Here is a 12,484-nt window from a genome sequence, read left to right on the forward strand (position 1 = left end):
CTCAGATGCCGTACGCGCGCCGCAGCAGCGTCAGCGGATGCGCGAGCGGCGCCGGCGGCAGCCCGTTCTCGTCGATGCCCTGCACGATGTGATGGCCGGCGAGCGCGCAGTCGGACGACACGACGTCCGGCCGCGGCTCGGCCATCGCCTTGAACACCGGCGTGCCGATCCGCATCGCGTCCGCATGAAATTCCTTCTTCACGCCGAACGTGCCCGCGTGGCCCGAGCAACGCTCGACGACGGTCACGCGCGTATCGGGCACGAGCGACAGCGCATCGGCCGTCTTGCGGCCGATGTTCTGCACGCGCGCATGGCACGGCACGTGATACGACACACTGCCGAGGCCGGTCTTGAAATCGGTCTTCAGCAGCCCGTCGCGATGGCGCGCGATCACGTATTCGAACGGGTCCCAGAACGCGTCGGCCACCGCGCGCACGGCCGGGTCGGCGGGAAACATCAGCGGCAGCTCGCTCTTGTACATCAGCACGCAGCTCGGGATCGCGCCGATCAGCGCATAGCCTTCACGTGCGTAGCGTTCGAGCACCGGGATGTTCACCGCCTGCTTCGCGGCGACGCCGGCGAGGTTGCCTTGCTCCAGCAGCGGCATCCCGCAGCACGCTTCGCGCGTGACGAGTTCGTACGGGATCTCGTTGTGCGCGAGGATCGCGAGCAGGTCGTGGCCGATCCCCGGCTCGTTGAAATTCACGTAGCACGTCGCGTAGATCGCGACCTTGCCGGGCGTGCGTTCGCCGTCGCGCACGGGCGGGTTCGCCGAGCGCTCGGCTGCGCGCCGGAACGTGCGCGGCGCGAACTCCGGCAGCCACGCATGGCGATCGACGCCGAGCGCCGCTTCGAGCGCGTGGCGCGCGGGCGGCGTGCGGTTCACCGCGTTGATCGTCTGCGTGACGACCGGAATGCCGGCGAAATGGCCGAGCGCATCGGTATTCGACAGCACCTTGTCGCGCAGCGTCGCTTCGCCGCGCTTGTAACGCGCGGCCTTGCCGCGCAACATCAGGTGCGGGAAGTCGACGTTCCATGCATGCGGCGGCACGTACGGGCATTTCGTCATGTAGCAGAGGTCGCACAGATAGCACTGGTCGACGACCTTGCCGAATGCTTCCTTCGGCACGTCCTCGACGTCGCCCATCGGCGTGTCGTCGACCAGGTCGAACAGCGCCGGAAACGCGCCGCACAGCGACACGCAGCGCCGGCAGCCGGCGCAGATGTCGAATACGCGGGTCATTTCCGCCTCGATCTCGGCCTGGTCGTAGAACGCTTCGGACTGCCAGTCGAGCGGATGCCGGGTCGGCGCTTCGAGACTGCCTTCCTTGTGGGGCATGGGGCGCTCCCGCATGGCGCGCATGTGCGCAAGCGCACCGCCCGCACGATGCGGGCGGCGATGAACGAACAGCCGGCCGCGTGCCGGTCGCACGGCGATGCCGGGCGGCCCGCGGCGGCCCGTCAGTCGACGAGACTGTCCAGCGCCTTCGTGTAGCGGTTCGCGTGGCTGCGTTCGGCCTTCGCGAGCGTCTCGAACCAGTTCGCGATTTCGTCGAAACCCTCGTCGCGCGCGGTTTTCGCCATGCCCGGATACATGTCGGTGTATTCGTGCGTTTCGCCGGCGATCGCCGATTCGAGATTCAGCCGCGACGAACCGAACGGCAGGCCCGTGGCCGGATCACCGACGGTTTCCAGGTATTCGAGATGGCCGTGCGCATGGCCGGTTTCGCCTTCGGCGGTCGAGCGGAACAGCGCGGCGACGTCGTTCTGCCCCTCGACGTCGGCCTTCGACGCGAAATACAGATAGCGCCGATTCGCCTGCGATTCGCCCGCGAATGCGGCCTTCAGGTTCTCTTCGGTCTTGCTGCCCTTGAGTTGAGCCATTTGCGCCTCCGTTCGAGTCGGCGCGGCCGCGTGCGACGCCGGGCCGATCAGATATGTGGGGAACGATGCGTGCGCCGGGCGCGCGTCGTGCTCTTCAATCTAGGCGCTCGCGTTCGCATCCCCCAATAGGCTTTTTCAATGCGCGCGATAGTGTCGGGGGGCGGTGTGCGGCGGATGGCGGGAAGACGGGCGCCATGCGGTGCGCGGGAGCGGACGGGACGGGACGGGACGGGACGGGACGGGACGGGACGGGACGGGACGGCGGGTAGTGTGCGGTGCGCGGCGCCGCCGCGCTCGTCACGCGTCACGCATCCATCGCGCGCTTCAGCAGCAATTCGCGCTCACGCTCGTTGCGCGTCAGTTCCGCCGCGCGGCGGAATTCCAGCTTCGCCTCGTCAGCGCGGCCGAGCTTCGCGAGCAGATCGCCGCGCACGCTCGGCAGCCAGTGATAGCGCGCGAGCGCCGGATCGTCGCGCAGCCCGTCGACGAGTTCGAGCGCGGCGGCCGGCCCGAACGCCATCCCCACCGCGACCGCGCGATTCAGCTCGACGACCGGCGACGGCGCGACTTCGGCGAGCGCGTCATACAGCGCGACGATCTGCGCCCAATCCGTGTCCGCCGCGTGCCGCGCCCGCGCGTGGCACGCGGCAAGCGCGGCCTGCAGCGCATACGGCCCGCGCACGCCGCCGAGCTTCGTCGCCCGCTCCAGCGCCGCGAGGCCGCGCCGGATCAGCAACGGATCCCAGCGGCTGCGGTCCTGGTCGAGCAGCAGCACGGGCCGGCCCTGCGCGTCGACGCGGGCATGCATGCGCGACGCCTGCAACTCCATCAGCGCGACGAGCCCGAGCACTTCGCTTTCGTCCGGCGCGAGGCCGGCCAGCACGCGGCCGAGCCGCAACGCCTCGTCGCACAGCGCCGGGCGCATCCAGTCGTCGCCCGCCGTCGCCGCATGGCCTTCGTTGAACACGAGATAGATCACTTCGAGCACCGACGCGAGCCGCGCGGGCCGCGCATCGGCGGCCGGCACCTCGAACGGCACGTGCGCGGCCGCGAGCGTGCGCTTCGCGCGCACGATCCGCTGCGCGATCGTCGGCTCCGGCGTCAGGAATGCGCGCGCGATCTCGCCCGTCGTCAGCCCGCCGAGCAGCCGCAGCGTCAGCGCGACGCGCGCGTCGGTCGACAGCACCGGGTGGCACGACGTGAAGATCAGCCGCAGCAGATCGTCGCCGATGTCGTCGTCGCGCGCGTCGGCGAGCGCATCGGCGATGTCGGGGACGACGTGCGCTTCGAGCGCGTCCATCTCGTGGCCAAGCTGGTCGCGCTTGGCCGAATGAAGCGACTCCTGCCGGACCCGGTCGAGCGCGCGACGCTTCACGGCCGTCATCAGCCAGGCGGCCGGGTTGTCGGGCACGCCGTCGACGGGCCAGTGCTCGAGCGCCGCGACGAGCGTGTCCTGCGCCAGTTCCTCGGCCACGCCGACGTCGCGCACCACGCGCGCGGCGCGCGCGATGATCTTCGGCGCCTCGATTCGCCAGACCGCTTCGATCGCACGATGCGTCGCCTCATGCGTCACGACGCCTGCCCCTGGCCGGACGCCTCCAGCGGCATGGCCATCAGTTCCCACGTGTGGCCGTCCGGATCGGTGAACCCGTGGCCGTACATGTTCGGGTACTCGCGCGGCGCCTGCGGCGCGGCCCCGCCGGCCACCAGCGCCTTCGCGACGAGCGTGTCGACTTCGGCGCGGCTATCGCACGACAGGCACGACAGCACCTGGATGTGCGTCGCCGGATCGATGATGGTCTTGTCGGTGAAGGTCTGGAAAAACGGCCGCACGAGCAGCATCGCGAAGATCGCATCGCTGATCTTGATGCAGGCGGCCTGCTCGTTGGTATAGGCCGGCACGACCTCGAAGCCGAGCGCCTGGTAGAACGTCTTCGCGCGCGGCAGATCGGCTACCGGCAGGTTGATGAAAACCATCTTGTGCATGACGGGTGCTCCCGGTGAGATTGGATTCAGGCGTGGCTGCGGCCGACGTGGAGATCGCGGAACCGCTCGACCGCGTCGCTCGGCGTCAGGTCGTCGAGCTCGAACAGCGGCCGCACCTCGATCTCGCAATCGAGCTCGGCGCCGAACGGCGCGGGGAACCGGCGCGTCCATTCGAGCGCCTCGTCGCGCGAGCGCACCTGGATCAGCGTGTAGCCGGCGATCAGTTCCTTCGTTTCGGCGAACGGGCCGTCGATCACCGTGCCCTTGCCGCCCGTGTAGCGCACGCGCCAGCCGTGGGCGCTCGGCCTCAGGCCGTTGGCGTCGAGCAGCACGCCGGCCTTCGCCAGTTCCTCGTGATAGACCGTCATCGCCTCGACCAGCCGGTTGTCCGGCAACGCGTCGGACTCGCTGACGGCATTCGCCCGGATCATGATCATGAATCGCATCGTTCACTCCTTGTCGTCGGTGGAAAGCGGCGCCCGTTCCGTGGCGCCTTACCCGGACGACGGGCGGAAGACGGCCGGATCGACACGCGCCACGACAAATCAGGGTAAATACCGAGTCGCGACGCTCACAGAAAGCACGGGCCGACCGCGCGCACCTCGACCGTGCACCATTGCGCGGCCGGGCACTGGCGCGCGATGTCGATCGCTTCCTCGCGCGTGTCGACGTCGACGAGGAAGAAGCCGCCGACCATCTCCTTCGCCTCCGCGAACGGCCCGTCGAGCAGACGCGTCTCGCCGTCGCGCACCTGCACGCGCGTGCCGCGCTCGGACCGTTCCAGCGACTCGACGCCGCGCAGCACGCCGCGCGCCTTCAGCGACTCGGCGAAATCGACCATCCGCGCATAGAGCGCCTGGCCTTCGTCGAGCGTGCGCTCGGCGCGCTGCTCGGTCGGTTCGACAATCAACAGCATGTAAGACATGGATTTCTCCTGTGGGAACGGGGTGCGGCGACATGCAGCGGACGAGCGGCACACGACGCCCGGTGCGAAAGCGTAACAGCCGCGGGGCGGCTTGCCGCATCGTTGGCCAACCGGCAATGGCCGAACGGCCATTTCGGCCGCAGCCTGACATTTTGCCTTCAAGATGCGGTCCCGAACTGTCGGATTTTCATCCTGTGGACCGTCCCATGTCACGCCCGCTCCCCCTGCTTGCCGTCGCGCTGTTCCTCGTGTTGTCCGCCGTGCTGTCCGTGGCCTTCTGCGCGCGGTCGCCCCCCGCCGCGCTGCCGGTCGGCAGCGGTTGCGGCGGCCCCGCCACGGCGATCGCCGAGATCCGCCGCACCGGCGGTCCGTCGCGGCTCGCCGGGCAAACGACGTCGATCGAAGCGGTCGTCACCGCGGCGTTCGGCGGCGCCGACGGCCTCGGCGGCTTCTTCGTCCAGCAGGCCGACGCGCAACGGCAACACCGGCCGGGCGTTCCGGAAGGCCTGTTCGTCTACGCACCGAATGCGCGCGCAGAACCCGGCGATCTCGTGCGTCTGACCGGCAAGGTCGACGAGAAATACGGCCGGACGCAGCTCACGCTGTCGGGCCGCGTGGCCGTCTGCGCACGCGGGCAGACGGTCACGCCGGCCGCGCTCGCGCTGCCGGTTGCGTCGCCCGCCGTCCTCGCCGCGCACGAAGCCATGCGCGTACGCCTGCCGCAAACGCTGACGGTCAGCGATGCCTACGAACTCGGCCGCTACGGCAGCATCGTGCTGAGCAACGGCCGGCTGCGCGTGCCGACCCAGGTCGCGCCGCCGGCCGACGCTGCCGCGCAGGCAGCGGCCAACGCATTGAATCGCCTCGTGCTCGACGACGGTTCGAACCGCCGCGACCCGGCGACCGTCCGCTATCCGCCGCCCGCGCTGAATGCCGCCAACACGCTGCGCGCGGGCTACACGGTACGCGGCGTCGAAGGCGTGCTCGAGTTGCGCTACGGTACATGGCGGCTGCAACCGGTGGCCGGCGCGGCGCCCGTATTCAATGCCGCCGCGAACCCGCGCACCGCGGCGCCGGCCCGGCATCCCGATGCCGACGTGCGCATCGTGTCGTTCAACGTCTTCAACTATTTCAACGGCGACGGCCGTGGCGGCGGATTCGACGCGCCGGCCAACCGCGGCGCGAAAACGCCCGCCGCGTTCGCGCGGCAGGAAGCGAAGATCGTCGCGGCGTTGCGCGCGCCGCGCGCCGACGTGATCGGGCTGATGGAAATCGCGAACAACGGCCACGGCGACGCGAGCGCCATCCGTCGGCTCGCCGCGCAACTCGGCGACGGCTGGCGCGCGGTCGATCCCGGCACCGCGCGCCTGGGCCGCGACGCGATCGCGGTCGCGCTGCTGTACGACAGCCGCACGATCGAGCCGGTCGGGCGCGCCGCCACCGTCTCGCTCGGCGGCCGACACCGCCCGCCGCTCGCGCAGACGTTCCGGCGCATCGGCGGCACGCGTGCGTTCACGGTCGCGGTCAATCACCTGAAGTCGAAGAACTGCCCGCACGCGAGCGGCGCCGATCTCGACCAGTCGGACGGCCAGGGCTGCTGGAACGCGGCGCGCACGCGGGCGGCCGCACGCGTCGCCGACTGGCTCGCCACGTCGCCGACGGGCGTCGCGGCCGACGGCGTGCTGCTGATCGGCGATCTGAACAGTTATGCAAAGGAAGACCCGGTCCGCACGCTCGAAGCGCGCGGCTACGCGAACCTGGTTGCGCACTTCGTCGGCGATGCTGCGTACAGCTACGTATTTCGCGGCGAAGCCGGCAATCTCGACCACGCGCTCGCCACGCCGCCGCTCGCCGCGCGCGTGAAGGCCGTGCGGTTCTGGCACATCAATGCGGACGAACCGGTCGCGCTGCAATCCGTGCCCGATTACAAAACGCGCACGCGACGGTCGGCTTATTACGCACCGGACGCCTACCGCTCGTCGGACCACGATCCCGTCGTCATCGACGTCGCACTGAACGATACCGGCCCGCAGCCGGCATCAGGCACGAATCGTGCGCCTCGACCGGGCGTCGAGTAGTGCATTTGCATCAGCGCTCAACCTGCAACGGCACTATTTACCTGATGCCGGTGGCGGCGCCATATTTACCGCACCTTCACTGCGATCCGCTGCTCGACACGCTGTATCGCCCCGACGCGCGAAATTTTTTCAACCGCAGCGCCGCCCCGCGCGACGGGGTTTCCCGGCGATCCTGCCGACGAATTGAAAATTTGTCTCGAAACTCAATCGGATCAAGTGAATCACATAAGTTGCAGCGATTCGTCTTATCTTCAAATTGCCTGGAATCAAAGGAGGATAAACACCATGGCGCTTACCGACTCGATCGAACACAAGCTGGACCGCGGGCTGTCCGATATCCGTCGCACCGGCCGACGCGTGGGCCGCACGACGCGCGCGGCTGCCCGCGATCTGCATGCCGACGTGACCGACGATCTGCGCGGGCTAGTCGACGAACTGGAAGATCTGCTGAAAAACGATGGCGATGGCGATATCGCCGCGCTGCGCAAGCGCGTGCAATCCCGCCTCGATGAAGCACGCGGCGCGCTCGACTATGCGTCGGGCAGCGCGGCCGCCCGGCTGCGCGATTCGGCCGAACGCGTGTCGCAAGTCGTGCACGAGAACCCGTGGCAAACCGCCGGCGTCGTCGCGGGCCTTGCGTTCGTTGCGGGCCTGCTCCTTTCCCGCCGTTGAACGGGGCGGTGTGTACCGCCGCCCGCCTCGCCCGTCACCCATCAGACAACGAAGGAGAAACGCCATGCAGAAATCCCTCGCCATGAAAGCCGCCGCCGCCGTGATGCTCGGCAGCCTCGCCCTCGCCGGTTGCACGACCACGTCCGGCAAACCCGATAGCGCCGCGGCCAGCGCGTCGAAGCGCGAGTCGATCGACGCCAGCGTGAATGCGACGCTGTCGCGCCTGTATTCGACGGTGCCCGGCTCGCGCGACCTGGTCTCGAAAGCACGCGGCGTCCTCGTGTTCCCGAATGTGCTGCAAGCCGGCTTCATCGTCGGCGCCCAGTCCGGCAACGGCGCGCTGCGCGTCGGCGGCAGCACCGTCGGCTACTACAACACGTCGTCGCTGTCGGTCGGCCTGCAGGCCGGCGCGCAATCGAAGGCGGTCGTGTTCCTGTTCATGACGCAGGATGCGCTCGACTCGTTCCGCAAGTCGGACGGCTGGTCGGCCGGCGCCGACGCGTCGGTCGCGGTCGTGAAGGTCGGCGCGAACGGCGCGGTCGACTCCAACACGGCTACCGCACCGGTGGAAGTGCTGGTCCTGACCAACGCGGGCCTGATGGGCGACCTGTCGGTGAACGGCACGAAGGTCACCAAGCTCAACATCTGACGATCCGGCACGCGGCCTCGCGCCGCGTTCGCTTCCCGGCAGCGCCGCGGCCCCGGCCGCGGCGTTTTCGCATGTGTCTCACGCAGCGGCTATGATGGCGGCACCTTTGCGGGCATACTCCGCATGGGCCGCCCGGCCGCGCATTGCGCCGCGAACCTGACGTTCGCGAACCGATCGCGCGCGGGGCAACGAGATTCAATCAAACCACGCATCAATCTGCGCGAATGTACCCATGGATAGCGGACACGATCACCAAAAATTCTTCTACTTCCTGCTGTTCGCGGTCACCGTCGGACTCTGCTGGATCCTCGCGCCATTCTCCGGCGCCGTCTTCTGGGGCACCATTCTCGCGATCCTGTTCCAGCCCGTGCAGCGCTGGCTCGCCGCACGCTTCGGCAAGCGGCGCAATCTGGCCGCGCTCGTCACGATGTCGCTGATCATCCTGATCGTGATCCTGCCGCTCGTGTTCGTCACGGCGACGCTCGTACAGGAAATCGCGTACGTGTACCAGGAACTCAAGGATGCGCAGCCGAATTATTCGCAGTACTTCCATGACATCATCCACGCGCTGCCGACGTCGATCCAGAACCTGCTGCAGAAATACGGGCTGACCAACATCCCGGGCATCCAGAAGAAGCTGACCGACGGCGCCGCGCAGATCAGCCAGTTCGCGGCCACCCAGGCGCTCAGCATCGGCCAGAACACGTTCCAGTTCGTCGTGAGCTTCGGCGTGATGCTGTACATGGTGTTCTTCCTGCTGCGCGACGGCGGCGAGATCGGCCGCCGCGTGCGCCGCGCGCTGCCGCTCGACGAAGAGCACAAGAACCTGCTGCTCGCGAAATTCACGACGGTCGTGCGCGCGACCGTGAAGGGCAACATCGCGGTCGCGCTCGTCCAGGGCGCGCTCGGCGGGCTGATCTTCTGGATCCTCGGGATCGAGGGCGTCGTGCTGTGGGGCGCGCTGATGGCGTTCCTGTCGCTGTTGCCCGCGATCGGCGCGAGCCTCGTGTGGGTGCCGGCCGCGCTCTACTTCCTGATGATCGGCGCGGTATGGAAGTGCGTGATCCTCGTCGCGTTCTGCGTCGGCGTGATCGGCCTCGTCGACAACCTGCTGCGCCCGATCCTCGTCGGCAAGGACACGAAGATGCCCGACTGGGTCGTGCTGATCTCGACGCTCGGCGGGATGGCGCTGTTCGGCATCAACGGCTTCGTGATCGGGCCGCTCGTCGCCGCGCTGTTCATGGCGAGCTGGGACATCTACGCGCGCGCCGAACAGGGCGAATGACGCGCGGCCGGCCGGCGATCCGCATGCGTGCGGACCTCGCCGGTCAAGGATGACGGATATGGATCACGACGGGCGCCACGGCGCCCGTTGCTTCATCCGCCGCATCCGTCATCACGCCGCCATACGGGCCGACGCGATGCGCGCGGCCCGGCGTCAGCCATGTGCAACTGCGGCCGGATTGATCGAACTCGGCTCGCTCGATACGCGCCCGCGGCCCGATCCGACAGGCGAGACACGCCCGTCACGCGTCCGGATCGACGCGCAGCACCAGCTTGCCGCGATGGTCGCCGTCGAACAGGCGATTCAGCACGTCGGGCGCGTTCTCGAGACCGTCGGCCACGGTTTCCTCGGCCTTGAGCCGGCCGTCGCGCAGCCAGCCCGCGAGCGTCTGCACGGCTTCGCGGCTCTTGCGGTAGTCGAGGATCAGGAAGCCGCGCATCGTCAGCCGCTTCGAGATCAGCACGCCGACGTCGTCGGCCGCGCGGCCGCTGTTGTAGTTCGAGATCACGCCGCACAGCGCGACGCGCCCGCCGATCACCATCCGCGACAACACCGCGCGCATCACCTCGCCGCCGACGTTCTCGAAGTTCACGTGCACGCCGTCCGGCGTCGCCGCCTTCAGTTGCTGGCGGAAATCGTCGGCCTTGTAGTCGACGGCCGCGTCGAAGCCGAGCGTCTCGGTCAGGTAGCGGCACTTGTCCGCGCCGCCCGCGATGCCGACCACCCGTGCGCCGTGGATCTTGCCGATCTGCCCGGCGATCGAGCCGACCGAGCCGGCCGCCGCCGACACGACCAGCGTTTCGCCCGGCTGCACCGGCGCGATGTCGGTCAGCCCGTAGTACGCGGTCAACCCGCTCATCCCGCACGCGCCGAGCAGCGTCGGCAGCGGCAGGCCCGAGTGCGCGGGCAGCTTCACGAGCTGCGCGGCCTGCTCGGCCGGCACGACCGCGTAGTCCTGCCAGCCGACGAGCCCCTGCACGAGGTCACCCTCCGCGAACCCCGCGTTACGCGACGCGATCACGCGGCCGATCCCGAGCGCGCGCATCACCTCGCCGATCGCGACGGGCGGCAGGTACTGCGGCACGTCGCTCATCCATACGCGGTTGGTCGGGTCCATCGACAGATACAGCACGCGCACGAGCACCTCGCCGTCGGCGAGCGCCGGCACCGGCGTCTCGACGAGCGAAAAATGTTCGCGGCCGACCCGCCCTTCCGGGCGCGTCTTCAATAGCAGCTGGCGGTTCACGGGTGTCGACATGCTGTTCTCCTCCAATCGTTGTGGTTCGGGATGCGCGTCAGACCGCGCACATGCCGCCGTCGATCACGAGTTCGGCGGCCGTCACGAAGCGGCTCTCGTCGGACGCGAGATACACGGCCGCATGCGCGACGTCGTCCGGCTCGCCGAGCCGGCGCAGCGGAATGCCGCGCGCGAGCTTGCGCGTCGCGTCGCGTTCGCCGAGCGACTGGAACAGCGGCTCGACGATCCCCGTGCGGATGAACGCCGGGTGAATCGAATTGCAGCGCACGTCGATCTCGCGGCGCGCGCAATCGATCGCGACCGACTTCGTCAGCGACGCGACCGCCGCCTTCGATGCGTTGTACGCGGTGAAATCCGGTTCGACCTTGAACGCGGCGACCGACGAAATGTTGATGATCGATGCGGGATGGCTCTCGGCCAGATACGACAGCGCATGCTTGCAGCCGAGCACGATGCTCTCGACGTTGATCGCCATCACGCGGCGCCATTCGTCCAGCTCGATTTGCGCGGGCGAGCCGATCGAGCCGACGCCCGCATTGTTGACGAGCACCGACAGGCCGCCCATCGCATCGGTCGCCTGCACGAGCAGCGCCTGCCAGCGCGCTTCGTCGCGCACGTCCTGGGTCGCGGCGAACGCGACCGGCGTCGCGTGGCCCGCGTTGAGCTCCTGCGCGAACGCGTCGAGCACCGCCGCTTCCGCGATATCGGTCACGAACACGCGCGCGCCCTGCTCGACCATCCGGCGCGCGATCGCCCGGCCGAGGCCGCCCGCGGCGCCCGTGATGTATGCGCACTTGCCGGCGAGGCGCGGAGAAACGATTGTCATGTGTCTGCTCCTGTCTTGAATCGTCGTCGCGGAACGCTGCCGCGACGGGGTGTGCGTGCTTTCCGCGCCTTCAGTGCCGCTGCCGGCCGACGTGCGCCGATGGCCGGTGCGCCGACATGACGACGCGCCACACGGTTTCCGCGAGTATATCGAGACGAACGCGACGCACGCGTGCCCGGCCGGGCAGGCTGTCCGCGGTTGAACGACGGCCAGCGTACGCGAATGCACCCGATCGATGAGCCGGACGAACCCCAGCGGCAGAAAGGCGGCGCCGGCGCACCCGCCATCGGCACCGGTCAGAACCGGTCGCCCGACGGCGCGCGCACGAACGCGCAGAGCTGCGGCGAATGCGTGTCGATCATCTGCTGGAACGGCGCGCGGTGCCCGTACGCGATGCCCGACACCAGCAGCAGGCAGGCCGCCGCGACGCGCGGCGAGAACGCGCGCTGCCGCGCGCCGTCGTAGCCGCGCAGGAACACCAGCGCGACCAGCGCGCCGAGCATCCAGCCGGCGACGACTTCCGGCACGGTGTGCGAATGATCGAACACGCGCGCCACGGCCGTGATCGCGCCGACGGCCAGCCCGGCCGCGATGCCGGGCGCCCTGCCCGGCCGGAACGCCTGCCACAGCATCGACAGCGCGACCGTCCACACGGACGTCGACAGCATCGTATGGCCGCTGATCACGCGGAAATCGAATTGCGGAAGCTCGATCCCGCATCCGGCATAGAGAATCTTCGTCGCGCCGACGACGCCCATGCCGGCGGCCAGCAGCACGCCCCAGCGAACGGCGAGGCGCCAGTCGGTCAGCACGAGCCATGCCGCGCAGGTCAGCGCGATCGGCAAGGTCAGCGCGGCATCGCCGATATTGCTGATTTCACTCCACATAACGGACTTCGGGGTCGATCGAAAGGCCGCAGTT

Annotated in this window: 13 protein-coding genes and 1 pseudogene; 4 read left to right on the forward strand and 10 right to left on the reverse strand. The window is 68.9% G+C overall.

Annotation, left to right across the window (positions count from 1 at the left end; genetic code table 11):
• Nucleotide 1: 1 nt before the first annotated feature.
• The 6 genes from JYG37_RS19300 to JYG37_RS19325 all read right to left on the reverse strand — a co-directional run bounded on the left by JYG37_RS19300 (nucleotide 2) and on the right by JYG37_RS19325 (nucleotide 4,795).
• Nucleotides 2-1,339, reverse strand: coding sequence for a heterodisulfide reductase-related iron-sulfur binding cluster (locus JYG37_RS19300; RefSeq protein WP_089489720.1), 1,338 nt, complete (start codon nucleotides 1,337-1,339; stop codon nucleotides 2-4).
• 122 nt (nucleotides 1,340-1,461) lie between these two features.
• Nucleotides 1,462-1,884, reverse strand: a complete 423-nt coding sequence (locus JYG37_RS19305; protein ID WP_006479492.1) for a rubrerythrin family protein — start codon at nucleotides 1,882-1,884, stop codon at nucleotides 1,462-1,464.
• A 304-nt stretch (nucleotides 1,885-2,188) separates the two neighbouring features.
• Entirely contained in the window at nucleotides 2,189-3,457 is a 1,269-nt protein-coding gene (locus JYG37_RS19310) for an RNA polymerase sigma factor (protein WP_213345729.1), read from the reverse strand.
• Nucleotides 3,454-3,870, reverse strand: a complete 417-nt coding sequence (locus tag JYG37_RS19315; RefSeq protein WP_213345730.1) for a VOC family protein — start codon at nucleotides 3,868-3,870, stop codon at nucleotides 3,454-3,456. Before JYG37_RS19315 ends, JYG37_RS19310 begins: the two co-directional genes overlap by 4 nt.
• Before the next feature lie 26 nt (nucleotides 3,871-3,896).
• Nucleotides 3,897-4,316 carry a YciI family protein gene (locus tag JYG37_RS19320; protein ID WP_011548204.1) on the reverse strand — a complete coding sequence of 140 codons (420 nt, stop codon included), beginning with the start codon at nucleotides 4,314-4,316 and terminating at the stop codon, nucleotides 3,897-3,899.
• 125 nt (nucleotides 4,317-4,441) lie between these two features.
• Entirely contained in the window at nucleotides 4,442-4,795 is a 354-nt protein-coding gene (locus JYG37_RS19325; RefSeq protein ID WP_124593267.1) for a YciI family protein, read from the reverse strand.
• A 206-nt stretch (nucleotides 4,796-5,001) separates the two neighbouring features.
• Here JYG37_RS19325 and JYG37_RS19330 point away from each other — a divergent pair, with 206 nt between their 5' ends.
• The 4 genes from JYG37_RS19330 to JYG37_RS19345 all read left to right on the forward strand — a co-directional run bounded on the left by JYG37_RS19330 (nucleotide 5,002) and on the right by JYG37_RS19345 (nucleotide 9,479).
• Nucleotides 5,002-6,873 (forward strand): ExeM/NucH family extracellular endonuclease, encoded by a 1,872-nt coding sequence (locus JYG37_RS19330; protein WP_213345731.1) that lies wholly within the window; start codon nucleotides 5,002-5,004, stop codon nucleotides 6,871-6,873.
• Nucleotides 6,874-7,158: 285 nt separating this feature from the next.
• A complete protein-coding gene (locus JYG37_RS19335; RefSeq protein WP_011548207.1) occupies nucleotides 7,159-7,545 on the forward strand; it encodes an ElaB/YgaM/YqjD family protein in 387 nt (128 codons plus the stop codon).
• A 64-nt stretch (nucleotides 7,546-7,609) separates the two neighbouring features.
• The gene (locus JYG37_RS19340) at nucleotides 7,610-8,194 is read left to right on the forward strand and encodes a BPSL1445 family SYLF domain-containing lipoprotein (RefSeq protein WP_050017366.1); all 585 of its coding nucleotides are present in this window, start codon (nucleotides 7,610-7,612) and stop codon (nucleotides 8,192-8,194) included.
• A 232-nt stretch (nucleotides 8,195-8,426) separates the two neighbouring features.
• Nucleotides 8,427-9,479, forward strand: coding sequence for an AI-2E family transporter (locus JYG37_RS19345; protein WP_050017367.1), 1,053 nt, complete (start codon nucleotides 8,427-8,429; stop codon nucleotides 9,477-9,479).
• A gap of 43 nt (nucleotides 9,480-9,522) precedes the next feature.
• Here JYG37_RS19345 and JYG37_RS34820 read toward each other — a convergent pair.
• The 4 genes and pseudogenes from JYG37_RS34820 to JYG37_RS19360 all read right to left on the reverse strand — a co-directional run.
• Nucleotides 9,523-9,636 (reverse strand): annotated as a pseudogene (locus JYG37_RS34820) (thioesterase); the annotation flags it as partial.
• Between the two features lie 84 nt (nucleotides 9,637-9,720).
• On the reverse strand, nucleotides 9,721-10,737 hold the full coding sequence (locus JYG37_RS19350) for an NADP-dependent oxidoreductase (RefSeq protein WP_050017368.1): 1,017 nt from the start codon (nucleotides 10,735-10,737) through the stop codon (nucleotides 9,721-9,723).
• Between the two features lie 37 nt (nucleotides 10,738-10,774).
• Nucleotides 10,775-11,563 carry an SDR family oxidoreductase gene (locus tag JYG37_RS19355; RefSeq protein WP_050017369.1) on the reverse strand — a complete coding sequence of 263 codons (789 nt, stop codon included), beginning with the start codon at nucleotides 11,561-11,563 and terminating at the stop codon, nucleotides 10,775-10,777.
• Between the two features lie 296 nt (nucleotides 11,564-11,859).
• Complete coding sequence (locus tag JYG37_RS19360; protein ID WP_050017370.1) at nucleotides 11,860-12,450, reverse strand: phosphatase PAP2 family protein; 591 nt, start codon at nucleotides 12,448-12,450, stop codon at nucleotides 11,860-11,862.
• Between the last annotated feature and the right edge of the window lie 34 nt (nucleotides 12,451-12,484).

Source organism: Burkholderia sp. LAS2 (assembly GCF_018417615.1).
GTDB classification, from domain to species: domain Bacteria; phylum Pseudomonadota; class Gammaproteobacteria; order Burkholderiales; family Burkholderiaceae; genus Burkholderia; species Burkholderia sola.

What these genes read in the sequence shown, in the direction of transcription:
- JYG37_RS19300 (WP_089489720.1), bottom strand. Translation starts at nt 1,339, where the DNA reads ATGCCCCACAAGGAAGGCAGTCTCGAAGCGCCGACCCGGCATCCGCTC.
- JYG37_RS19305 (WP_006479492.1), bottom strand. Translation starts at nt 1,884, where the DNA reads ATGGCTCAACTCAAGGGCAGCAAGACCGAAGAGAACCTGAAGGCCGCA.
- JYG37_RS19315 (WP_213345730.1), bottom strand. Translation starts at nt 3,870, where the DNA reads ATGCACAAGATGGTTTTCATCAACCTGCCGGTAGCCGATCTGCCGCGC.
- JYG37_RS19320 (WP_011548204.1), bottom strand. Translation starts at nt 4,316, where the DNA reads ATGCGATTCATGATCATGATCCGGGCGAATGCCGTCAGCGAGTCCGAC.
- JYG37_RS19325 (WP_124593267.1), bottom strand. Translation starts at nt 4,795, where the DNA reads ATGTCTTACATGCTGTTGATTGTCGAACCGACCGAGCAGCGCGCCGAG.
- JYG37_RS19330 (WP_213345731.1), top strand. Translation starts at nt 5,002, where the DNA reads ATGTCACGCCCGCTCCCCCTGCTTGCCGTCGCGCTGTTCCTCGTGTTG.
- JYG37_RS19335 (WP_011548207.1), top strand. Translation starts at nt 7,159, where the DNA reads ATGGCGCTTACCGACTCGATCGAACACAAGCTGGACCGCGGGCTGTCC.
- JYG37_RS19340 (WP_050017366.1), top strand. Translation starts at nt 7,610, where the DNA reads ATGCAGAAATCCCTCGCCATGAAAGCCGCCGCCGCCGTGATGCTCGGC.
- JYG37_RS19345 (WP_050017367.1), top strand. Translation starts at nt 8,427, where the DNA reads ATGGATAGCGGACACGATCACCAAAAATTCTTCTACTTCCTGCTGTTC.
- JYG37_RS19350 (WP_050017368.1), bottom strand. Translation starts at nt 10,737, where the DNA reads ATGTCGACACCCGTGAACCGCCAGCTGCTATTGAAGACGCGCCCGGAA.
- JYG37_RS19355 (WP_050017369.1), bottom strand. Translation starts at nt 11,563, where the DNA reads ATGACAATCGTTTCTCCGCGCCTCGCCGGCAAGTGCGCATACATCACG.
- JYG37_RS19360 (WP_050017370.1), bottom strand. Translation starts at nt 12,450, where the DNA reads ATGTGGAGTGAAATCAGCAATATCGGCGATGCCGCGCTGACCTTGCCG.